We start from the raw sequence: 20,209 nt of genomic DNA, 5'->3' as shown, positions 1-20,209 counted from the left end.
GCCGGATCGGCGGCCACGCCGATGGCCCGAAGGAGCCGTCTGCGCAGCTAGTTTGGGCCCCATGGCCGAAGAACTGCTGCTGCACCTCACCGAACGCCCCCTGTGGGAGGCGGCCCGCGGGACCGGGACGTACGAGATGTCCACCCGCGGCCGCACTCTGCACGAGGAGGGCTTCATCCACTGCTCGTCGCCCCACCAGCTCCCGGTCGTGGCCGAGATGCTGTACGGCTCCGAGGTCCCGGCCGGTGCTGAGAGGCCGGTGGACCTGGTGGTACTCGTCATCGATCCCGCGCGGCTCCCGGTACCGGTGCGGTACGAGGCCCTCGCGCCCGGAGGCGAGGAGTTCCCGCACATCTACGGTCCCGTCCCGGTGGACGCGGTCGTGGAAGTGCGTCCCTGGCTGCGCAAGGAAGGCAGCCCCGCATGAACACGACGCGCCCCACGGATCCGGGCGGCAGCACCACAGTCAGGGATGCCCCGATCATCGCGGTGACCGGTGCGAGCGGCGCGGTCGGCGGCCGTGTCGCACAGCGGCTCGCGCGCGCGGGTGTCCCCGTAAGGCTCCTCGGCCGCGACCCGTCCCGGCTGCCGGACCTGCCCGGCGCGGTCGCCGCACCGCCCGCCGCCTACGGTGACGGGGAGGCGATGCGCCACGCCCTTGCGGGCGCGCACACCCTGTTCCTCGTCTCGGCGCACGAGAGCCCGAACCGGGTACTCGATCACACCACCGCCGTGGACGCGGCGGTGGCCGCCCATGTCGAACGCATCGTGTACGTGTCCTTCCTCGGCGCCGCGCCGGACGCCACGTTCACCTTCGCCCGCGACCACTGGCACACCGAGGCGCACATCCGCGTCTCCGGTGTGCGCCACACCTTCCTGCGTGACAGCTGGTATCTCGCGGGTATCCCGGCGATGACCGGGGCCGACGGGGTGCTGCGCGGTCCGGCCGGTGAGGGCCGGGTCGCGGCGGTTGCGCACGAGGACATCGCGGACGCGGCGACCGCCGTCCTGCTTGCCGACACCGAGAGCGAGGACACCCGCCACGACGGGGTGACGTACGACCTCACCGGACCCGAGGCGTTCACCCTCGCCGAAGCAGCCGAGGAACTGAGCCGGGCCACCGGACGCACCATCACCTACCACCCGGAGACCCGGGAGGAGGCCTACGCCTCACGGGCGCAGCACGGTGCCGAGGAGTGGGAGGTCGCCGGCTGGGTGACGTCGTACGAGGCCATCGCCGCCGGCGAGATGGCCACGGTCTCGGACGCGGTGACACGCCTCACCGGCCGCCCGGCGAAGAGCCTTGCCACCTACCTGAGCGAGAATCCGGACAGCTACCGCCACTTGCTGAAGGCCGACTGACCGTCCGACGGCGCGACCGACGACCGGGGAGCCGGCGGCGAACGGGCCGGCTGTCCGACCGGAACGAAGGGACGGAACGACAGCCATGCGCACCGAAACCCCCTGGGGTGCCTGGGACCCGGCCCCGCTCGCCGAGGTCGCCCGCCGCTTCGCCCCGCTGCGCACCCCCTGGTGGATCGCGGGCGGCTACGCGGTCGAGCTGGCGGTCGGCCACGCCTTCCGGGACCACGCCGACATCGACGTCACGCTGCTCCGCCGCGACCAGCTCACCGCCCAGCAGGTACTCGCGGGCTGGGAGTGGTGGGCTGCCGACCCGCCCGGCACCCTGCGCCCGTGGCTCCCCGGCGAGATCCTCCCGCACGGGGTCCACGACATCTGGTGCCGGCCGGGCCCCGACGAGCCCTGGCGCATCCAGCTCATGCTCGACGAGGCGGACGGCACCGACTGGGCCTTCCGCCGCGACACCCGCATCCGCCTCCCGCTCGACCGGCTGGGCCGGGTCTCGGGGGACGGCATCCCGTACCTGGCCCTGCATGTGCAGCTCCTGTACAAGGCGAAGTCGCGGCGTCCCAAGGACGAAGAGGACTTCACGACGGCGCTGAGGGTCCTGACCGCCGACCAACGTGCCTGGCTGACCGAGACCATCACCCTGGCGTACGGCGCCGACCATCCTTGGGCGGTACGTCTGCGCAGGTACCGGTGACGCCGGCCCCTGGATGACGCGCACCGCGCACCGCGCACCGCGCACCGCGCACCGCGTCATGGGGCGCCTCACCTCACGTGCTCGGCTACTCGCCTCTCACCACCGGTCTCGCCTTCGGTGTCCTGGGCATCGGCACCGTGATCGGCGGCACGCTGGGCGGCCGAGCGGTCGGCCGCTACGGCAACCGGACGACCATCGTCACCGGCGGTGCCGTCCAGGCCGCCGCCACCCTCTCCCTGGTCGCGCTCGGAACGTCGCGGGGCTGGATCCGGCTGCTGCTCGCGGCCACGTTCGTCGGCGGCATCGGAACATGCTGATGATCGTCGGGTTCATGGTCACCGCCACCTCCGGCCTGCCTGACGCCGAACAGGGCCTGGCCACCGGGCTCGCCACGATGACCCAGCAGGTCGGTATCACCATGGGCATCCCGGTCATGAGCGCGATCGCGGCCGCCCGGATGACCGCACTCGGCGACACCGGCCCCCAGGGCGTCCTGTCCGGGGTCACCGCCGCGATCCTGGTCAACTCCGCGCTCGTCCTGGCTGGTTCGCTCCTCGCAGGGACTTTCCTCGGGAGAGCGAGGCACACCCCCTGATCCTGTCTCCCGAGCGGTCTCCGCACTGCAGAAGGGCCCGACCGGTCTTGCCGGTCGGGCCCTTCTGTTCGTTGCCTTGGCCTGCGTGGCAGGTCGAACCGCTCGTAAGCGGCGATCAGGCCTTCTTGGTCTCCAAGTAACGGGCCGGGTCGGTGACCTGCGGGGATCTTCCCACAGGTCGCTGACCTGGCCTTTTTGCTGTTGGCTGGCGATGGGGTGCGACGGTCTTGATCGGGTGTCCTGCGGACTGTGTGCGGACTGGGCCGGGAGCCCTCGCTTGCGTCTCAGCGATCAATAGCATGACGCAGCGCAGAGCCGACACCGGGAGCGATGGATGTGATCCGGCAAAAGCCGCAGTCGTCGGTTCCAGGAGGTAGGCATGGAGCCCCGTCTCCTGAGCAGGCGCATATCTTCACGGCGCGCTTAATTTCGCTCCCACTCATCGAGAAGCATTGCCAAACGCGTTGTGTGCTCGCAGAGCTCTTGGCCCAGCGTAGCGAAGTCGTGCGCCGGGTAATATTCCTCGACCAGCCCGTAATACGGCAAGGTCAAAGACAGCCGGGGTGCAACCCGTTCCTCGGGGGTGTAGTGAACGAGCGTGTTACGGAAGCCTCGCCCCTCTGCGTGCATGATAGTGGCGCTCGACTTATGACTCAGAATGGCGTTCAAGAGGACCAGGGACCTGCTGTTCAGTTTGCTGCCGTACTCGGCCTTAAGTTCAGTGAGACTTGAGAGCACGTGGTAAAGCGTGATGAACCTGAGTTTGAGCATGGTTTCGGCCGAAGCAGCTGTCTGGTCAGCCGACAGCATTACGTCGAGAAAGTTAAGCGAGCATTGAAATGCAGATAGTGAAGCCGTTAGCTCATCTGATAGGGCCGGATCGAAGAGGCGCTTGAAGTATCGCTCAGACCGCCGGTCCCTGCTCTTGAGCCCTCCGAATTTCATGGTGGTCATGAACGACGGTCCGTGCCACGGCAGTAACTCGGTTGCCTGGTCCACATAGCGCGCTTGGGACTCGGCCACGGTCATGAGAGCGCGGCCGATGGCAGGGATGTCGGACGTAGCAATAGTGGGGATGCCCATGAAGAAACTGGCCACCTGGGTTGTCGTTACTAGCCGACCTCGATACCGCCACTCGCCAAGGTCGGTTTCCAACACTCTGGCCGGTGGAAACCAGGTGTTGTTGAGGAACCTCTCTCGACCGGCGGAGATGATTGCTGTGAAGTCACCGAGGACGCCAGAGCGGCCAACCTTGGATCCATCGAACAGCTTGACGCTGTGTCGCGCTTTCTCAATCACGGCTTCGTTGCTGTAAGCCAAGAGCGCCGCTCGCTGCGGGTCGATGACCTTTAGGGTCCTATGCGACTCGTAGATGAAGAGCGAGAGGTAGTTATTCATACAGAAGGTCGGAATGACCGAGTTTTTCTGGTCTGCAAGTATGCTCCCGAGGAAGCGACGAGAGAACATGAGGTCGCTTTCTAGGAGCTTGGTGGCTATAACGTTCTTAAGGCTGGCGCTCGTGCTCATCCAAGGTCCTTTTGGCGATACTTGTTGATCAGGTTGGGCTGCCCGCTAGTTGGTTCGCGGATGAACCTAGATCGGCTGCGAGGAGCAGGTGTCCAAACCGTGGATCCGCCGTTTCGGCTGACTGTTTTGAGCCGCTGCGGGGCTGGGGTAGCGGGCGGTGACGTACCACTGTGTGTCGCCGTCTCTCATGAAACTTCCAGTTTGAACCTTTATCTCAAGCTCCACCCGGGTGCACGAACTTGGCTCCTTATCCCCAGCCGTCGAGAGAGACTTCCGGGCCATCTGCGAGGTAATGGTGTAGGGCGCTGGAGGTTGTTCCCACGAAGGCGTCAGGGATGGCGTCGGCGTCGACCCAGCGGACCTGGGAGTGCTTGTGAGGTTCGCGGTTTTCGGGTTCGCCGGTCCATTCGTGGGTGGCGAATACGACCGTGAGGAATCCATTGGGGGACTCAACGCCCCAGGCTCCGTGAATGATGTGCGCGACCTTAAGGGACTCGGGCTTCACCGTGAGGCCGGTCTCCTCGTAGAGCTCGCGGACGGCCGTCTCGGTGATGGGCTCGCCCGGTTCGCTCTTGCCGACGGGCAGGTCCCACATCCCCTGGGCGAACTTGGCGTTCTCGCTGCGCTGGAGAAGGACGACGCGGTTGGTGGCCTTGTCGTGGACGATGACGGCCGCGACCAGCAGTGTCATCGAGTCGAGCGCGGGCTTGAGGGTGGGAGGGCGGTTGTCGGTCTGCTGAGCCACGGGGTTCCCTTCGTCGAGCGGGTTGTTGGGCATGTTAGGCGAGGGCCTAGCGGGCGCGGCGGGCGAGATCTGCGGCTCCGGGGACGCGGCGCTGCTGGTAGATCGCGAGCGTGGAGCGGATCGAGGTGATCGCCTTGCGGGTGCGGTCGGAGGTCATGCCCTCCATGAGAACCAGGGCCTGGGTCCAGGCCGCGACCGCTTCGTCGGCTCGGGCCTGGGCTGCGAGGCTGTCGCCGAGGTCGGCGTGGGTGAGGGCATGGACGCGCTTGTACTTCTCCGGGTCCCAGCGGGTGAGCGCGTCGCGGTGCTGTTGTTCCGTGCCGATGTGGTCGGCGAGGTCGGTCAGCGTGCGGGCGGTGTGGCTGGCGACGGTGCCGGCGGCGGGGCCGCTGACGCGGGAGAAGCTGGGCTGGGGACCGTCCTCGCGCAGGAGGGCGTCTTCGGCGGCGAGGAGAGCGCGGGCGGCCAATGGGTTCTCGCCGACGGCTGCGTAGGCGCGGGCGTGCGTGATGTGGAGGAGCGCTTCGGTCTGGCCGTCCACGTGGCCGAGGCCGCGGGCGAGTAACCCCACCCCAGTACGGCTCCGGGGCGGGCCAGCTCGCGCGCGCCCGCTCCGGAGCTCACCAGTCCCCTGGAGACCCCCGTGAACCAGAGCCTGTCCGCCACCCTGCTGGACGACCTGTGCACCCTCGTCGGCAAGCCCCTCCCCGAACGTGCCGAGATTCGTGTCTGGGGCATGTCCGGCGTCGAACGCGTCACCTTCCCCGACGGCACCACGGCCGTTTTCAAGTACGCCAAGGAACCTTTCGACCGCGAGGCCCAGGCCCTGCGGATGGCCCACCAGCGCGGGCTCCCGGTCCCCACCCTCCACGCCACCGCCATGCAGGACAAGTGGCTCGGGATGCTCATGGACGACCTCGGCACTCCCGTACGGGATGCCGACGACCTCGACGGTGTCGCCGCCGCCGTGATGCTCCATGCCGCCCGCCCGGCGGGCGGTCTGCCCCTCCTCGACGGTGCCGGCCTCGCAGCTCTGCCCGGCCGAGCCCTCGATCACCTCCAGCGGCTACGGAAAGCTGACCGCTGGGCGGACTGCGATGACGTCGAGACCGCGCTGGGGAAGATCTCCGCCGCGGCCGAGGCCCGTGTCCAGGGTGCGACGCTCGACCCGTTCGGATGGGTCCACTCCGAGTTCCACCCCACGAGCGTCCACATCGGGGAGAACGGCTGGCACCTCCTCGACTTCGCACGCGCCTTCACCGGCCCCGGCCTGATCGACCTCGCCTCCTACCACGGCACCACCGACGTACCGAGCCCCTTCCGCATGCGGGTGCTCCTGGAGCAGTACGTCACCGCAGGCGGTCATGAGGACGCCCTCGCCGCCCGGGGTGGCCTGGCTGCCGAGGCATGGGCACTGGGCTGGCATCGGATGTGGGCCGTGGAGTGGTTCATGGAGCAGGCCATCCGCTGGATCGACGACCCGGCCAAGGACCCCGCGTACATCCCCGTTGTCCGCCGCCACCTGAACGACGTGGTCCAACTCCTGGAGGTCTAGGTGCTCGCCCAGATCTCCCCCTGGTACGCCCACGCAGCCCAGCGCACAGCCGCTGCTCCCGCGCACGCCCTCAGCGCACCGGCCCGGATGGAATGGAGCACCCACGCGGGCATCGGTCCCGGCGCCGAGGTCCTGGGACGGGACCTGTCCGGCAAACGCGTCCTGGAGCTGGGCTGCGGCCCCGGCCACAACGTTGCCCACCTCGCGAAACACCACCAAGCCCGCGCCACCGGCGTGGACCTGGTCGGCCTCCAGGTACGCCGGGCCCGCTCCCACTACGGCCACATCGACGGCGCCACCTTCGCCGCCGGCCACGCACTGCACCACCTTCAGGCCACCGGCCAGACCTTCGACGCGATCTGCTCCGTCTTCGGCGCTGTCGGCCTCGTCGCCCCCGAGCTCCTCCTTGCCGCCATTTCCCGACGCCTGAAACCGGGCGGTGTGCTGGCCTTCTCCGTCCCTCACCCGGCACGGGCCGGAAGACATCCATCCACGGACGACCGTCCGCGCGAGGACTACGTCACCATGCCCGACCGCACCCGACTGCCCCTCGCACGATGGGAGTTCGACGCCCGCCGCTGGAACGCCCACCTCTCCCGGGCGGGCCTGCGCGTCACCTCGACGGTGGAGCTGCGGCACCCGCGCCGCGACCCTTGGCCCACCACCCTCCTGATCACCGCCCGCAAACGCTGACCGACGGAGGCACCGATGACCCTGCCCTACCTGCTCCTGGACATCGACGGCGTCCTCATCCCGTTCCCCGCCGCCGACGGCAGCACCCCGCCCACCCACGTCCGCCACACCGTCCTGCCCACCGGCCGACACCCTGACGACCCCGTGCCCATCTGGCTCGACCCGAGCCAGGGCAGCATTCTCACCGACCTCCTGACCAGCGGACTCATTACCCCCGTGTGGTGCACGAGCTGGCGCAAGGATGCCACCACGATCATCGGCCCCCTCCTGGGACTGCCCGACTTCCCTTACCTCGACCTGCCTCGCCCCCAGATCACCACCAGCCACCCCAACGGCTACCTCTGGAAACGCGAACACGTCGACGACTGGCTGGCAGACGCCCCCGCCGTCTGGATCGACGACGACTTCACCAGCCTCGACCACGCCTGGGCGGCGGAGCGCACCGCCAGGGGAACGCCGACCCTCATCGTTCAGCCCGAACCACATCTCGGGCTGCAGCCCGAGCACCTGACCGAGCTCACGACGTGGGTCTCGCAGTTACCCACAGCCCGCGCCGTCTGACGACTGATGCCCTCGCTGTCGCGAGCAGCGAGGGCACCGGTGAACGCGGGCCAACACTCTCCACGCTGAACGAGGTGGATCCGCGTTGAGAGCTTGACCGATCACCAACACAAGCAGCAGCCGGTGCAATGCCCGGCCGCTGCGAGGGTTGCGAGGAAGAGGCCCCCGATCCACGTAGACAGGTCGAATGCGCCACCCGTCACATGAACCTCCCGAGGCCATCCACAGCGCCAGACTGGAGCACATGGCACTGCGACCTAGGCTGCAAAGCCCTCCTCGCAGAACCAGTTGTCACCAGCGAGGGCTGTGTATGTGAACAATGCGGCCGAGCGTGAGGGCCGCAAACCCGTCGAGCTGCCGCACATGGTGACCCACGACCTGCGGCACTTCTACGCCTCCGCGCGCATCGCGGGCGGGGCGAGCGTCAAGCAGGTCCAGATGGTCCTCGGCCACGCGTCCGCCGTCATCACGCTGCGGATCTACGCGCATCTGTGGCCGGGCGAAGAAGACCGCACCCGGTCCGTGATGGACGCCGTTCTCGGCGGCCTGCGGACCGGGTGCGGGCAGGTAGGCGACGTGACCAGCGAAACCGCAGGTCAGACGGCCTAACCAGAGATCAAGCCTTCTTGGTCTCCCAGAAGATCTTGTCGATCTCGGCGATGTAGTCCAGCGCCTTCTGACCCGTCGCCGGGTCGGTGGAGGCCTTCGCGGCCGACAGCGCCTTCAGGGCGTCGTTGACCAGCTGGTGCAGCTCCGGGTACTTCTCGAAGTGCGGGGGCTTGAAGTAGTCGCTCCACAGCACCGAGATGTGGTGCTTCGCGAGCTCGGCGCGCTGCTCCTTGATGACCACCGCGCGGGCCCGGAAGTGCGGGTCCTCGTTGGCCTGGAACTTCTCCTGGACGGCCTTGACGGACTCCGCCTCGATGCGGGCCTGGGCCGGGTCGTACACGCCGCAGGGCAGGTCGCAGTGGGCGCTGACCTTCACCTTGGGGGCAAACAGGCGGGAAAGCATTGAGCTGTCCTTCCTCGTGATCGTCTTCTCAGGTGGGACATTACTCCGTGAGGGACCTGTTTTTACGGGTGCCCCCATGGGCTTAGGCCAAAAGTCCGGGGTGAGGATGGGACCAGTGGCCGAATGTGCGGAACGGTGTACTGAACGGACCGGGGAGGTGCCGGAAATGCCGGAGGGGCCGGAGCTGACACAGGAGCCCGCGCGCGGGCTGGTGGCGCGAGTGCCGTTCCAGGTGGTGGAGGTGACGGGGCCTTCGATGGTGCCCACGCTCCATCACGGGGACTGGCTGCTCGTGCAGTACGGGGCGCCGGTGCGCCCGGGTGATGTGGTGATTCTGCGCCATCCGTTCCAGCAGGACCTGTTGGTCGTCAAGCGGGCCGTCGAGCGCCGTGCGGGCGGCTGGTGGGTGCTGGGCGACAACAGGTTCGCGGGCGGGGACAGCACGGATTACGGGACGGTGCCCGAGGAGCTGGTGCTGGCCAGGGTCCGGGTCCGCTACCGGCCGCTGAGGGAGGATCAGAGGTCGGTGCTCGGGGTGCTGGGCTGGGCGGTGACCATGCTGCGGCCGGTGTCGGCCGTGCGCTCCGCCTCCAGGCGTTTGCGGGCCCGGTAGGCGGCCACATTGGCGCGGGTCGCGCAGCGGTCCGAGCAGTAACGGCGGGACCGATTGGTCGAGGTGTCGAGATAGGCGTTGCGGCACGGCGCCGCCTCGCACAGGCCGAGCCGGTCCACGCCGTACGACGTGAGGTGGAAGGCGAGCCCCATCGCCGCGGTGGCGGCGTATCCGGCCGTCGCGTTCGACGGGTGGTCGGCCAGGTGCATGTGCCAGTCCGGTTTGCCGTCCTCGTCACGGGTGTCGTGGCCGGAGATCTGCGGGCTGACCGGGAACTCCAGCAACAGCGAGTTCAGCAGGTCGACGGCGAGCGTCTCGTCGCCGCCGTCGGCCGCTTCGAAGACGGCGCGCAGCCGTGCCCGTACCGACCGGAAGCGGGTCACATCCGCGTCGGTGGCGCGCCTCGCGGCCTGCGCGTTGACGCCGAACAGCTCGCGGACCGCCTCGACGGAGGTGAGGACGTCCTTGTTGCGGGCCGGCTCCTCGGTGTTGACCAGGCGCACCGCATAGTCCGAGTAATAGGCCAGTTCCACTTGTAGTCCTTACCGGGTCGGTCTAGGGTCATCGTGCGGCGATCGGAGTAATGGGCGATTGCAGTTTAAGGGTATTACATTGAAGGGATTCTCGTGACGGAGACAGCAGCGGGCACCGACTGGCAGGCCTGGCAGCAGAGCTGGGACCGGCAGCAGGAGTGGTACATGCCCGACCGCGAGGAGCGGTTCCGGGTGATGCTGGACATGGTCGAGGCCGTGGTGGGGCCCGAACCACGGGTGCTCGACCTCGCGTGCGGTACGGGAAGTATTACGGACCGGCTGCTCAAGCGGTTCCCCGAGGCCACCGGTACCGGCGTCGACCTCGACCCCGCGCTGCTCGCAATCGCCCGCGGTTCCTTCGCCGGCGACGAGCGCGCCACCTTCGTGACCGCCGATCTCAAGGACCCGGAGTGGGTGGAGCGACTGCCGCACGACACGTACGACGCCGTCCTCACCGCCACCGCCCTGCACTGGCTGCACAGCGAACCGCTCACCACTCTCTACGGGCAGCTCGCCGGGCTCGTCCGGGACGGCGGGGTGTTCATGAACGCCGACCGCATGATCGACACAGCGACCCCCCGGATCAACGCGGCCGAACGCGCCCACCGGCACGCCGCCATGGACCGCGCCAGGGCCGCGGGCGCCCTCGACTGGGCGGACTGGTGGGCCCTCGCCGCCAAGGACCCGGCCCTCGCCGCACCGACCGCCGAACGGTACAAGATCTACGGCGAGCACGCGGACGGCGACATGCCGTCCGCCCAGTGGCACGCGGAGACGCTGCGGGCCGCGGGTTTCGGCGAGGCGCGGACCGTCTGGGCCTCGCCCTCCGACTCCCTGGTACTCGCCGTGAATTGACCTCCTCGCCGCATGGATGCGGGGGATTCTCTCCCTGGCGTCCGCGTGTGCGGTGTGCCTTGAGTCGGGTTCCTGGTTCCTCCCCACCTGGGTGGGGGTTGTGCGCGCTGCCGGGACGAGTCCTGGTCCTACGTGCGCTCCGCAGGCGTATACCTCACGCGTTGCCGGGCGAGGGCCCCCCGGTCCGGGGGTGGGTGGTGCTGTCTGTGCGGCTGCTGCCCTGATGCGGCGGCCTTCGTGTTTGATGTTCTGGCCCGCGTTGTGGTCCCGGTCGTGCCGGGTGCCGCATGCGCGACAGGTCCAAGCCCGGATCCTCACCATCTGGAGCGACGCGATGAACTATGACGGCACGCCTCGGTGGGGGTCCGAAATCGTCGCCCGGCTCACCCTCAAGGACGGCGGGCTGCTTGCCGTCCGCGACAGCACCGGCTTCACCAGCGACCGGTCGCAGGGCCCGCTGCTGAACTCGACGCCGCTCACCCGGGCCCAGTTGCGTGCACCGATGCTCAGTCCGGACCTGCTGGCGAAGCAGTAGCCGCAGACACGGAAGAGGGCGGTACGGACCGGGGTCCGTACCGCCCTCTCGTCATGCCCGTACCGCTACAGCACCTTCGACAGGAACGACTTCGTCCGGTCGTGCTGCGGGTTGGTCAGTACGTCGCGCGGGTGGCCCGACTCGACCACCACACCGTCGTCCATGAAGACCAGCGCATCGCCGACCTCACGGGCGAAGCCCATCTCATGGGTCACGACGATCATCGTCATGCCGTCCTCCGCGAGACCGCGCATGACGTCCAGGACATCGCCGACCAGCTCAGGGTCGAGCGCCGACGTCGGCTCGTCGAAGAGCATCAGCTTCGGCTCCATGGCCAGGGCGCGGGCGATGGCCACCCGCTGCTGCTGGCCGCCGGAGAGCTGCGACGGGTAGTTCTTCGCCTTGTCGCCGAGGCCGACCCGGTCCAGGAGCCGCTCCGCGCGGGCCCGGGCGACGGCCTTCGTCTCGCCCTTGACCTGGACGGGTGCCTCCATGACGTTCTCGATGGCCGTCATGTGCGGGAAGAGGTTGAAGCGCTGGAAGACCATGCCGATGTCCCGGCGCTTGGCCGCCACCTCGCTGTCCTTGAGCTCGTAGAGCTTGTCGCCCTTCTCGCGGTAGCCCACCAGATCGCCGTCCACGGACAGCCGCCCGGCGTTGATCTTCTCCAGGTGGTTGATGCACCGCAGGAAGGTGGACTTGCCGGAACCGGACGGGCCGACCAGGCAGAACACCTCACGCGGCGCGACCTCCAGGTCGATGCCCTTGAGGATGTGCGCGGCGCCGAAAGACTTGTGGACGCCCTCGGCCTTCACCATGGCGCGTGTGGTCACTTGGCCACCTCCGAACGGCGGAGCATGTTCAGGTTGGCCCGCAGACGCTGCAGCGGGGTGGGCGGCAGGGAGCGCAGTGCCCCGCGTGCGTAACGGCGCTCCAAGTAGTACTGGCCGACGCTGAACACACTGGTCAGGGCCAGATACCAGATCGAGGCGACGAAGAGCATCTCCATCACCGCGAACGAGGTGGAGGCGATGTCCTGTGCGCTGCGCAGCAGATCCTGGTACTGCACGGCCACGACAAGGGACGAGGTCTTGAGCATGTTGATGAACTCGTTGCCCGTCGGCGGGATGATCACCCGCATCGCCTGCGGGAGCACCACTCGCCGCATGGTCTTCGCCTGCGTCATGCCCAGTGCGTGGGACGCCTCGGTCTGGCCCTCGTCGACGGACTGGATACCGGCTCGGACGATCTCCGCCATGTACGCGCCCTCATTGAGGCCGAGCCCCAGCAGGGCGGCCAGGAACGGGGTCATGACATCGGTCATCTCGTCCCGGTAGAACCCGATGTCGAAGATCGGGAAGATCAGGGCGAGGTTGAACCAGATCAGCAGCTGCACATAGACCGGAGTGCCGCGGAAGAACCAGATGTACAGCCAGGCCACCCAGCCGGTCACCGGGTTCTTGGACAGGCGCATCACGGCGAAGACCACGCCGAGCACCAGGCCCAGGACCATGGAGGCCACGCTGATCAGGATGGTGTGCCACAGGCCGGTGAGGATGCTGGAGTCGAACAGCTTCTCCGGCACGGTCGCCCAGCGCACATTGCCCTGCGAGAAGGCGTACCCGAGGGCCGCAAGGATGACGACCACGACCAGCCCGCTGATCCAGCGTCCGACGTGACGTACCGGGATCGCCTTGTTGGCGACGGGGGTGTTCCGGTCCGGGGTGGGGGCCGCCCCGGACGGAACCTTGTCGATCTTGTCGTTCACAACGACTGCCCTTCAGCCGGCGCGTGGTTCACTTGCCGCCGTTGACGGCAGCTGCGGTGACGGCACCGTCGGCGGCGCCCCACTTGTCGAGAGCGGCCTTGTAGGTCCCGTCGGCGATGATCGCGTCCAGGGCGGTCTTGAGGGCGTCGCGGAGCTGCGTGTTCTTCTTGTCCACCGCGATACCGAACGGTCCGGCGTCCGACTTGTTGGCGACGGCCTCGAAGTCGTTGCCGCTGCCCGCAGACTTGGCGATGTAGGCGGCGACCGGGGAGTCGTTCAGGTCGGCAACGGCGCCGCCGGACTTGACGCGGGTCTGGGCCTCGGCGTCGCTGGAGAAGGCCTCGATCGAGATCTTCTTATTGCCGTCCTTGGCGCACTTGGCCGACAGGTCCTTGGCGGCCTGCTCGTACGTCGTGCCGCGCTGGACAGCGAGCTTCTTGCCGCAGAGGTCATCGACCGACTTGATGCCTTCCGGGTTGCCCTTCTTCACCAGGATGCCGGTGCTGGCGGTGAAGTAGTCGACGAAGTCGACACCGGTGCCGGTCTTCTTGCCCTTGTCGTCCAGACCCTCCTGGCGGGCCTTGGTGTCGCTCATGGCGGACATGACGGCGTTGTAACGGCCGGTGGGCAGAGCGCCGAGCAGGGTGTCGAAGGTTCCCGAGGTGAACTCGATCTTCACGCCGAGCTGCTTGCCGAGAGCCGCGGCGATGTCGGGGTCGACACCGACGATCTTGTCGCCCTGCTTGAACTCCATCGGGGCGTACGTGGCGTCCGTGCCGACCTTGATGACACCGGCCTTCTGGATGTCCGCAGGCAGCTTGTCGAAGAGCGGGGCGGTGCTCTTGGTGCCGCCCTCGGTCTTCGTGGTGTCCGAGTTCGTCTGGTCGCCGCAGGCGGTCAGCAGCATGGTGCCGGCGACCGCGATGGCGCAGACCGCTGCAATCCTGGACGTTGCGGCCGTGCGACGGGTGGTGCGTGCGGTCATGATCGGGTTCCTCCGGCAGGTGAGGGTGGAGTTGCCAGGCGGTATGGCACACATCGTCGGATGTCGCCGCCTCGTGCGATTAGGGGCATCTTGCCATTCGGACTAGCCCATTCAGGGTGCCAGTCATGTCAAAATCGGGTAACGGGCGATCCCCGAACCCCAAGAGGCCGGTACATCAAGGCCGGACCTTCTGAGGGGTTTCCTTCTTGCAGCCGGAGAATCTACGGCGTGTCTCACATGCTGGCGCATATTTCGCGCGTTGGCGGACTTGTCCAGATATTCGACTATGAGGCACGTCACCGCGTCGGTATGGACTCGTCCGTGACGCTGTCCGTCCGGTAAGAAAGACGTTTACACCCCTCATCCGGGGCCCAGGGCGCGTGTGCGGCGCGCCCGCGCGTACGTACCTCCCCCTGCCGGGGCGGGCCAACCGCCCGGCGCAGGGAACGTACGCGGTGCCCGCCCACCCCTCCTCAATCAGGAGTGGCCACCCTCAAACGTTGAAGACTTAAGGGGTCAACACCATGGCAGCGGAGATCGTCAATCCTCGCAGCGACAGCAATACCGACAGTGCCACCGATGAGCCGTTCGATCCGGCCTTCGCGCTTCACCGCGGCGGGAAGATGGCCGTGCAGGCCACCGTCCCCATCCGGGACAAGGACGACCTGTCCCTCGCGTACACGCCCGGCGTCGCCAAGGTGTGCAGCGCCATCGCCGAGAACCCCGAGCTGGTCCACGACTACACCTGGAAGTCGCAGGTCGTCGCCGTCGTGACGGACGGCACCGCGGTGCTCGGACTGGGCGACATCGGCCCCGAGGCGTCCCTCCCGGTGATGGAGGGCAAGGCGATCCTCTTCAAGCAGTTCGGCGGCGTCGACGCCGTGCCGATCGCGCTCGCGACCACCGACGCGGACGAGATCGTCGAGACGGTCGTCCGCCTCGCGCCGTCCTTCGGAGGGGTGAACCTGGAGGACATCTCGGCGCCCCGCTGCTTCGAGATCGAGCGCAAGCTCAAGGAGCGGCTCGACATCCCGGTCTTCCACGACGACCAGCACGGCACCGCTGTCGTGACGCTGGCGGCCCTGCGGAACGCCGCGAAGCTGTCCGGGCGGACCCTCGGCGACCTGCGCGGTGTCATCTCCGGCGCCGGTGCGGCCGGGGTGGCCATCGCGAAGTTCCTGCTGGAGGCGGGGCTCGGGGACGTCGCCGTGGCCGACCGCAAGGGCGTCGTCAGCCGGGACCGTGAGGACCTGACGGACGTCAAGCGCGAGCTCGCGGAGCTCACCAACAGGGCCGGCATCTCCGGCCCGCTGGAGACCGCCCTGGTCGGCGCGGACGTCTTCATCGGTGTGTCCGGCGGTACGGTGCCGGAGTCGGCGGTCGCGTCGATGGCGCCCGGTGCGTTCGTCTTCGCCATGGCCAATCCGGACCCTGAGGTCCACCCCGACATCGCGCACAAGTACGCGGCCGTGGTGGCGACGGGGCGCTCCGACTACCCGAACCAGATCAACAACGTGCTGGCGTTCCCGGGCATCTTCGCGGGGGCGCTGCAGGTGCGGGCGTCCCGGATCACGGAGGGCATGAAGATTGCCGCCGCGAACGCGCTGGCGGATGTCGTGGGTGACGAGCTGGCCGCGGACTACGTGATTCCGTCGCCGTTCGACGAGCGGGTCGCTCCGGCCGTGACAGCGGCGGTTGCCGCCGCGGCGCGGGCGGAGGGCGTGGCGCGACGCTGAGGTTCGGGGCGGGGCGGGGCCGGGTGCTTGTGGGGCCCGTTCCCCGACCTCGCCCCTTTCCGTAACCGGGGCGTCGCCCCGGACCTCGCGCCCCGGACGCCGGCGAGGCCGGATCTCCGACTCCGAAGGTCCGCCGCAGGTGACCCGCACGCGCGGTGCGCGTCACACCCGTGATCGGTTACGTCGGCGCGCCCCCCCGGCCTATCGTCAAGGCCATGTTCGCCGCCTACGCATCCCGCATCGACCGCGACCAGCCCCTCAACGGCCTTGAGCTGGGCGAGCGCCCCGCCCCCGAGGCGCGTCACGGCTGGACCACCGTCAACGTCCGCGCCGCCTCCCTCAATCATCACGACCTCTGGTCGCTCCGTGGTGTCGGCCTCGCCGAGGACAAGCTGCCGATGATCCTCGGCTGTGACGCCGCCGGCATCGACGAGGACGGCAACGAGGTCGTCCTGCACTCCGTCATCGGCCAGACCGGGCACGGCGTCGGCCCGAAGGAGCCCCGCTCCATCCTCACCGAGCGCTACCAGGGCACGTTCGCCGAGCAGGTCACCGTCCCCAGCTGGAACGTGCTGCCCAAGCCGAAGGAGCTCACCTTCGAGCAGGCCGCCTGTCTGCCGACCGCCTGGCTCACCGCGTACCGGATGCTGTTCACCAATGCCGGGGTACGGCCCGGGGACTCGGTGCTCGTGCAGGGCGCGGGCGGCGGTGTCGCCACCGCCGCGATCGTCCTCGGTCGCGCCGCAGGCCTGCGGGTCTACGCGACCAGTCGTGACGAAGCCAAGCGCAAGCGGGCCGTCGAGCTCGGTGCGATCGAGGCGTACGAGCCGGGCGCGCGGCTGCCGCAGCGTGTCGACGCCGTCATCGAGACCGTCGGCGCGGCAACCTGGTCGCACTCGGTGAAGTCGCTGCGCCCCGGCGGCACCCTGGTCATCTCCGGTGCGACCAGCGGCGACCGGCCCTCGCACGCCGAGCTGACCCGGATCTTCTTCCTGGAGCTGAAGGTCGTCGGTTCGACGATGGGGTCCAAGGACGAGCTGGAGGACCTGCTGGCGTTCTGTGCGACGACCGGTGTGCGGCCCGTCATCGACGAGGTGCTGCCGTTGGACCGGGCCCGTGAGGGGTTCGAACGACTCGCCGCGGGCGACCAGTTCGGGAAGATCGTGCTCACCGCCTCCTGAGTCCGTCCGCTCTCCCGGCGCGCCCTTGACGGCACGTCAGTTCTGCTGTGGGGTCTGCGCCGCGCGTATGGGCGGCGCACCCCTGGCAGTTGTGACTTCGACCGTGCCGACGGTGGGGGCTCGCGCCCCCACCGTCCACGCGCGTCCCCGTCGGTGATCCGCGGCCGCCCGGCATTCCGCGACTGAACGACCTTGCAGCCCGACCCTCGCTCGCCGTCTCCGGGAATCGCCTCAGCGATCTGCACGCCAAGGGCTCCGAATTCGCCGACCCGCCGGTCTTCCGGGACGACTCACCGCCCTCCTTGTCAACCGTAGTTGACAAGGAGGGCATGTCAACGTAAGTTGACAGCATGACCGAAGCAACGGATCTCGCCGCACGCGCGGGCGATCGCGACCCGCGCGTCGGGCTGCGGGCCGTCGTCGCACTGCGGCGGCTGCTGGAGCAGCTCGAAGCCGTCCAAGTCGGAAGCGCCCGCGTCCAGGGCTGGTCGTGGCAGGAGATCGCCGCCGAACTGGGCGTCAGTCGACAGGCCGTGCACAAGAAGTACGGGAGGAATTGATGTTCGAACGATTCACTGCCGATGCCCGCGCCGTCGTGACCGGAGCCGTGGACCAGGCCCGAAGGACGGGCTCCCGTTCCGTCACCGAGGAGCACATGCTGCTCACCCTGCTGGATGGGCCGGGCAGCAGCCGGGCCTCCTTCGCCGTCACCGCGCTCGGCCTCACCGACCGTCGCGCATCGGTGGAGGCGGCGCTCGCCGACGCGGCCCGCCGTGGCGGCCTGACCAAGGCCGATACGGACGCACTCGCCGGTATCGGCATCGACGTGACGGAGATCGTCGCCCGGATCGAGGGCGCCCACGGCGAGGGTGCGCTGGCGGGCGACCGGAAGGACCGCCGGGGGCGGTCAGGGCGACCGTCCTTCAACCGTGGCGCGAAGACCGTCCTGGAGAAGTCCCTGCGGATCGCGCTCGGACGCGGCGACCGGTTCATCGGCGAGGAACACATCCTGCTGGCGTTCACCGTCATCCCCGGTGTGGTCGCCGATGTGCTGGCGGAGCACGGGGCGACGAACGAGACGGTGACGCGTGCGCTCTACGGGGACGGGGGAGCTGAGGGGCAGGCCAAGGCGAGCTGAGGGGCGGGGGCTGAAGCCTCCTCCGGCCGGTGCGGGTGGTCACGAGGTGGCATGACCCGGGCGGCATGCCACCTCGTCCCGCTCACCGGGAGGCGTCCGGCCCCTCGGCGCCGGTGTCCTTGGTGCCGGTGTCCTTCCGCAGCAGTGCGCCGATGTGGGTCGCCGCCGTCGACAGATGGCGGCGGGCCTCCGTCAGCTGGGCCTCCGTGACGCCCCGGTCCCGGGCGGCGTCGCGGATGTCGTCGCGGAAGCGGTCGAGCAGTCGGTCCAGGTCGCGGGCCGGGTCGCCCGTACCGGCCGTGTCCTTGCCCCATTCGGGGTCCGCGTCGGCCGGGTCCGGCTTGATGTACGGGGGCCAGCTGCCCGTCGCGGCGAAGCCGCCGAGGCGGCCGGTGATTTCCGCCAGGCCTTCCCGTACGCCGGTGGGCCAGTCGCCCCGGGCGAAGTGCTCCTGGACCTGCCGGGCCGCGTTCTGCATCTGCTCGCGCGCCCTCTCCTGGGCCTCCTTGGCCTGGCGGCGGGCCTGCTGGGCCTCCTCGCGGGCGCGGCGCGACTCGTCCTTCGCCCGGCGGGCCTGCTCCTTCCACTCCTGCTTGGCCTTGCGCAGCTCCTCCTTGGCGGTGCGCCATGCCTCGTTGTCGCCGAAGTCGCCGAAGTCGCCGAACGGGGACCCCCGGTCGCCCTTCGCGCCGGTCCCGCCGGCGGACGTGTGCCGGGTCTCGCCGGCCGCGGCCCGCATCTCGCTGCGCAGCTTGCCCGCCGCGCCGCGCACGTCGTCCCGCATCTCGGCGGCCAGTTCGGAGACCGATTCGCGGATCTCCAGCTCCAGATCGGCCAGTTCGCCGGTGCGGTCCGCCAGTTCGGCGCGGCCCGCGTCGGTGATCGAGTAGACCTTGCGGCCGCCCTCGGTGGCATGCGTGACCAGGCCCTCGGCCTCCAGCTTGGCCAGCCGCGGATAGACCGTGCCGGCCGATGGTGCGTACAGACCCTGGAAGCGTTCCTCCAGGAGCCGGATCACCTCGTAGCCGTGGCGAGGGGCCTCGTCCAGGAGCTTCAGCAGGTAGAGGCGCAGGCGCCCATGGGCGAATACGGGGGGCATGTCAGAGCACCTTTCCGGTCGGCTCGGCGTCGTACGGATCTTCCTCGGCCGGTGGGCGACGGAGCACGGCGATCGATCCCGAGACGGTCGTGGCCTTCAGCGTTCCCGTACCGGCGCCGAGCGTGCCGGTGATCTTCTTCGCCCCCCACTGGCCGCTGACCAGCAGATCCTCGAAGCCGTTGGAGACGGCGCCGCTCGCTGTGCTCGCCTCGACCCTCGCGTCCGCCGGGTGTGGCAGCCGGATCGCCACCTCGCCGGAGACCGTGGTCAGCCGGATGTCCGTGGGCTTCCCGGTCGGGTCCAGGTCCAGCACCATGTCGCCGCTGACCGAATCGGCCCGTACGGAGGCCCCGGCGCCCTCGACGACCGTCAGATCGCCGGAGACCGACTTGAAGCGGAGGTCGCCGGTGACGGCCTGAGCCTCCACATTGCCGGAGACCGTGTCCGCCCGGACCGCGCCGGCCAGGCCGGCGAGCGTGGTGTCGCCGCTGACGCCGCGCACGTCCGTACGCCCCCGGATACCGGACACGAACGCTCCGGCTCCCACCACGCCGACCTCCACCGTCGACCCGGCAGGCACGGCGAGCGAGACGACCGCGGTGCGGTGCCACCCCTTGCGGTCGAACCACTTCAGGAAGCCGTGCCAGGGCAGGTCCTCGTAGGCGACGGAGAGGGTGCCGCCCTCTTGCGTCACGATCAGCGGCGGGCCCTCGATCCCGGAGACCTCCAGCCGGGCGGTCGGCTCCTCGGTGCCCACGACATTGACCGTGCCGTTGACGATGCGCACATTGAGCGACGTCACCGGCTCGTCGAAGGTCAGCTTCTGAGGCTCGGTGATGGCCCACGTCGACACAGGCATGGATCTGACCTCCCGGGGAACGCGGCGCGACGCAACATATCGCGTCTCTTACAGAACACGATATATCGCGGATCGGGGAAGTCAAGAGAGGGTGAGGTGCCACAGATCGGTCAAATAGCCCCAAATATGGGCAAATTGCCCTACGGTGTGGGGC

General features: G+C 68.8%; 22 protein-coding genes and 3 pseudogenes. 15 read left to right on the top strand and 10 right to left on the bottom strand.

Annotated elements, in window-relative coordinates; translation table 11 throughout:
• Positions 1 to 61: 61 nt before the first annotated feature.
• The 4 genes and pseudogenes from ACIA8E_RS02045 to ACIA8E_RS02030 form a co-directional block, all read left to right on the top strand.
• Positions 62 to 427 (top strand): DUF952 domain-containing protein, encoded by a 366-nt coding sequence (locus tag ACIA8E_RS02045; protein ID WP_399293214.1) that lies wholly within the window; start codon positions 62 to 64, stop codon positions 425 to 427.
• Positions 424 to 1,362 carry an NAD(P)H-binding protein gene (locus ACIA8E_RS02040; RefSeq protein WP_399293212.1) on the top strand — a complete coding sequence of 313 codons (939 nt, stop codon included), beginning with the start codon at positions 424 to 426 and terminating at the stop codon, positions 1,360 to 1,362. The genes ACIA8E_RS02045 and ACIA8E_RS02040 overlap by 4 nt, the downstream gene beginning before the upstream one ends.
• An 85-nt stretch (positions 1,363 to 1,447) precedes the next feature.
• Positions 1,448 to 2,065 carry a nucleotidyltransferase domain-containing protein gene (locus tag ACIA8E_RS02035; protein WP_399293210.1) on the top strand — a complete coding sequence of 206 codons (618 nt, stop codon included), beginning with the start codon at positions 1,448 to 1,450 and terminating at the stop codon, positions 2,063 to 2,065.
• A gap of 77 nt (positions 2,066 to 2,142) precedes the next feature.
• A pseudogene (locus tag ACIA8E_RS02030) lies at positions 2,143 to 2,660 on the top strand (MFS transporter); the annotation flags it as partial.
• A 423-nt stretch (positions 2,661 to 3,083) separates the two neighbouring features.
• On the opposite strand, the gene ACIA8E_RS02025 reads toward ACIA8E_RS02030, so the two are convergent.
• The 3 genes and pseudogenes from ACIA8E_RS02025 to ACIA8E_RS02015 all read right to left on the bottom strand — a co-directional run.
• On the bottom strand, positions 3,084 to 4,187 hold the full coding sequence (locus ACIA8E_RS02025; protein ID WP_399293208.1) for a hypothetical protein: 1,104 nt from the start codon (positions 4,185 to 4,187) through the stop codon (positions 3,084 to 3,086).
• A 247-nt stretch (positions 4,188 to 4,434) separates the two neighbouring features.
• The gene (locus tag ACIA8E_RS02020; protein WP_399293206.1) at positions 4,435 to 4,965 is read right to left on the bottom strand and encodes an NUDIX domain-containing protein; all 531 of its coding nucleotides are present in this window, start codon (positions 4,963 to 4,965) and stop codon (positions 4,435 to 4,437) included.
• A gap of 13 nt (positions 4,966 to 4,978) precedes the next feature.
• Positions 4,979 to 5,500, bottom strand: a pseudogene (locus tag ACIA8E_RS02015) (hypothetical protein); the annotation flags it as partial.
• A gap of 75 nt (positions 5,501 to 5,575) precedes the next feature.
• Here ACIA8E_RS02015 and ACIA8E_RS02010 point away from each other — a divergent pair.
• The 4 genes and pseudogenes from ACIA8E_RS02010 to ACIA8E_RS01995 all read left to right on the top strand — a co-directional run.
• Positions 5,576 to 6,487: an aminoglycoside phosphotransferase family protein gene (locus ACIA8E_RS02010; RefSeq protein WP_399293204.1), complete on the top strand. Its 912-nt coding sequence runs from the start codon at positions 5,576 to 5,578 to the stop codon at positions 6,485 to 6,487.
• A complete protein-coding gene (locus ACIA8E_RS02005) occupies positions 6,488 to 7,180 on the top strand; it encodes a class I SAM-dependent methyltransferase (protein WP_399293202.1) in 693 nt (230 codons plus the stop codon).
• 15 nt (positions 7,181 to 7,195) lie between these two features.
• Positions 7,196 to 7,741: an HAD domain-containing protein gene (locus ACIA8E_RS02000; protein WP_399293200.1), complete on the top strand. Its 546-nt coding sequence runs from the start codon at positions 7,196 to 7,198 to the stop codon at positions 7,739 to 7,741.
• A 315-nt stretch (positions 7,742 to 8,056) separates the two neighbouring features.
• A pseudogene (locus ACIA8E_RS01995) lies at positions 8,057 to 8,350 on the top strand (tyrosine-type recombinase/integrase); the annotation flags it as partial.
• Between the two features lie 7 nt (positions 8,351 to 8,357).
• Here the strand turns inward: ACIA8E_RS01995 and sodN are convergent.
• Complete coding sequence (gene sodN, locus ACIA8E_RS01990) at positions 8,358 to 8,753, bottom strand: superoxide dismutase, Ni (RefSeq protein WP_267001973.1); 396 nt, start codon at positions 8,751 to 8,753, stop codon at positions 8,358 to 8,360.
• A gap of 166 nt (positions 8,754 to 8,919) precedes the next feature.
• Here sodN and sodX point away from each other — a divergent pair, with 166 nt between their 5' ends.
• Positions 8,920 to 9,366, top strand: a complete 447-nt coding sequence (sodX, locus tag ACIA8E_RS01985; RefSeq protein ID WP_399293198.1) for a nickel-type superoxide dismutase maturation protease — start codon at positions 8,920 to 8,922, stop codon at positions 9,364 to 9,366.
• Here the strand turns inward: sodX and ACIA8E_RS01980 are convergent.
• Complete coding sequence (locus ACIA8E_RS01980) at positions 9,270 to 9,899, bottom strand: CGNR zinc finger domain-containing protein (protein ID WP_399293196.1); 630 nt, start codon at positions 9,897 to 9,899, stop codon at positions 9,270 to 9,272. The genes sodX and ACIA8E_RS01980 overlap by 97 nt on opposite strands.
• A gap of 93 nt (positions 9,900 to 9,992) precedes the next feature.
• Between ACIA8E_RS01980 and ACIA8E_RS01975 the strand changes: the two genes are divergently transcribed.
• Both ACIA8E_RS01975 and ACIA8E_RS01970 read left to right on the top strand, forming a co-directional pair.
• Positions 9,993 to 10,754 (top strand): class I SAM-dependent methyltransferase, encoded by a 762-nt coding sequence (locus ACIA8E_RS01975; protein WP_399293194.1) that lies wholly within the window; start codon positions 9,993 to 9,995, stop codon positions 10,752 to 10,754.
• A 334-nt stretch (positions 10,755 to 11,088) separates the two neighbouring features.
• On the top strand, positions 11,089 to 11,289 hold the full coding sequence (locus tag ACIA8E_RS01970; RefSeq protein WP_399293192.1) for a hypothetical protein: 201 nt from the start codon (positions 11,089 to 11,091) through the stop codon (positions 11,287 to 11,289).
• A gap of 65 nt (positions 11,290 to 11,354) precedes the next feature.
• Here ACIA8E_RS01970 and ACIA8E_RS01965 read toward each other — a convergent pair whose 3' ends face one another.
• The 3 genes from ACIA8E_RS01965 to ACIA8E_RS01955 are packed head-to-tail and all read right to left on the bottom strand — an operon-like array spanning position 11,355 to position 14,042.
• On the bottom strand, positions 11,355 to 12,107 hold the full coding sequence (locus tag ACIA8E_RS01965; protein ID WP_399293788.1) for an amino acid ABC transporter ATP-binding protein: 753 nt from the start codon (positions 12,105 to 12,107) through the stop codon (positions 11,355 to 11,357).
• A gap of 11 nt (positions 12,108 to 12,118) precedes the next feature.
• The gene (locus tag ACIA8E_RS01960) at positions 12,119 to 13,057 is read right to left on the bottom strand and encodes an amino acid ABC transporter permease (RefSeq protein WP_399293190.1); all 939 of its coding nucleotides are present in this window, start codon (positions 13,055 to 13,057) and stop codon (positions 12,119 to 12,121) included.
• A 28-nt stretch (positions 13,058 to 13,085) separates the two neighbouring features.
• Positions 13,086 to 14,042: an ABC transporter substrate-binding protein gene (locus ACIA8E_RS01955; protein ID WP_399293188.1), complete on the bottom strand. Its 957-nt coding sequence runs from the start codon at positions 14,040 to 14,042 to the stop codon at positions 13,086 to 13,088.
• A 524-nt stretch (positions 14,043 to 14,566) separates the two neighbouring features.
• On the opposite strand from ACIA8E_RS01955, the gene ACIA8E_RS01950 reads away from it, so the two are divergent.
• The 4 genes from ACIA8E_RS01950 (at position 14,567) to ACIA8E_RS01935 (ending at position 18,097) form a co-directional block, all read left to right on the top strand.
• Positions 14,567 to 15,778 carry an NADP-dependent malic enzyme gene (locus ACIA8E_RS01950; protein ID WP_385302445.1) on the top strand — a complete coding sequence of 404 codons (1,212 nt, stop codon included), beginning with the start codon at positions 14,567 to 14,569 and terminating at the stop codon, positions 15,776 to 15,778.
• Between the two features lie 215 nt (positions 15,779 to 15,993).
• Positions 15,994 to 16,959: a zinc-binding dehydrogenase gene (locus ACIA8E_RS01945; protein WP_399293186.1), complete on the top strand. Its 966-nt coding sequence runs from the start codon at positions 15,994 to 15,996 to the stop codon at positions 16,957 to 16,959.
• A 350-nt stretch (positions 16,960 to 17,309) separates the two neighbouring features.
• A complete protein-coding gene (locus ACIA8E_RS01940; RefSeq protein ID WP_356325039.1) occupies positions 17,310 to 17,519 on the top strand; it encodes a helix-turn-helix domain-containing protein in 210 nt (69 codons plus the stop codon).
• Positions 17,519 to 18,097 (top strand): Clp protease N-terminal domain-containing protein, encoded by a 579-nt coding sequence (locus tag ACIA8E_RS01935; protein WP_399293184.1) that lies wholly within the window; start codon positions 17,519 to 17,521, stop codon positions 18,095 to 18,097. Before ACIA8E_RS01940 ends, ACIA8E_RS01935 begins: the two co-directional genes overlap by 1 nt.
• An 82-nt stretch (positions 18,098 to 18,179) precedes the next feature.
• Here the strand turns inward: ACIA8E_RS01935 and ACIA8E_RS01930 are convergent, their stop codons facing one another.
• Positions 18,180 to 19,196, bottom strand: a complete 1,017-nt coding sequence (locus ACIA8E_RS01930) for a helix-turn-helix transcriptional regulator (protein ID WP_399293182.1) — start codon at positions 19,194 to 19,196, stop codon at positions 18,180 to 18,182.
• A gap of 1 nt (position 19,197) precedes the next feature.
• Positions 19,198 to 20,055 carry a DUF4097 family beta strand repeat-containing protein gene (locus ACIA8E_RS01925; protein WP_399293180.1) on the bottom strand — a complete coding sequence of 286 codons (858 nt, stop codon included), beginning with the start codon at positions 20,053 to 20,055 and terminating at the stop codon, positions 19,198 to 19,200.
• Positions 20,056 to 20,209 lie beyond the last annotated feature (154 nt).

The sequence above is a fragment of the Streptomyces sp. NPDC051664 genome (genome assembly GCF_044453545.1).
In the GTDB taxonomy this organism is placed as follows: domain Bacteria; phylum Actinomycetota; class Actinomycetes; order Streptomycetales; family Streptomycetaceae; genus Streptomyces.
This window is presented reverse-complemented; position numbering and strand designations above follow the sequence as displayed.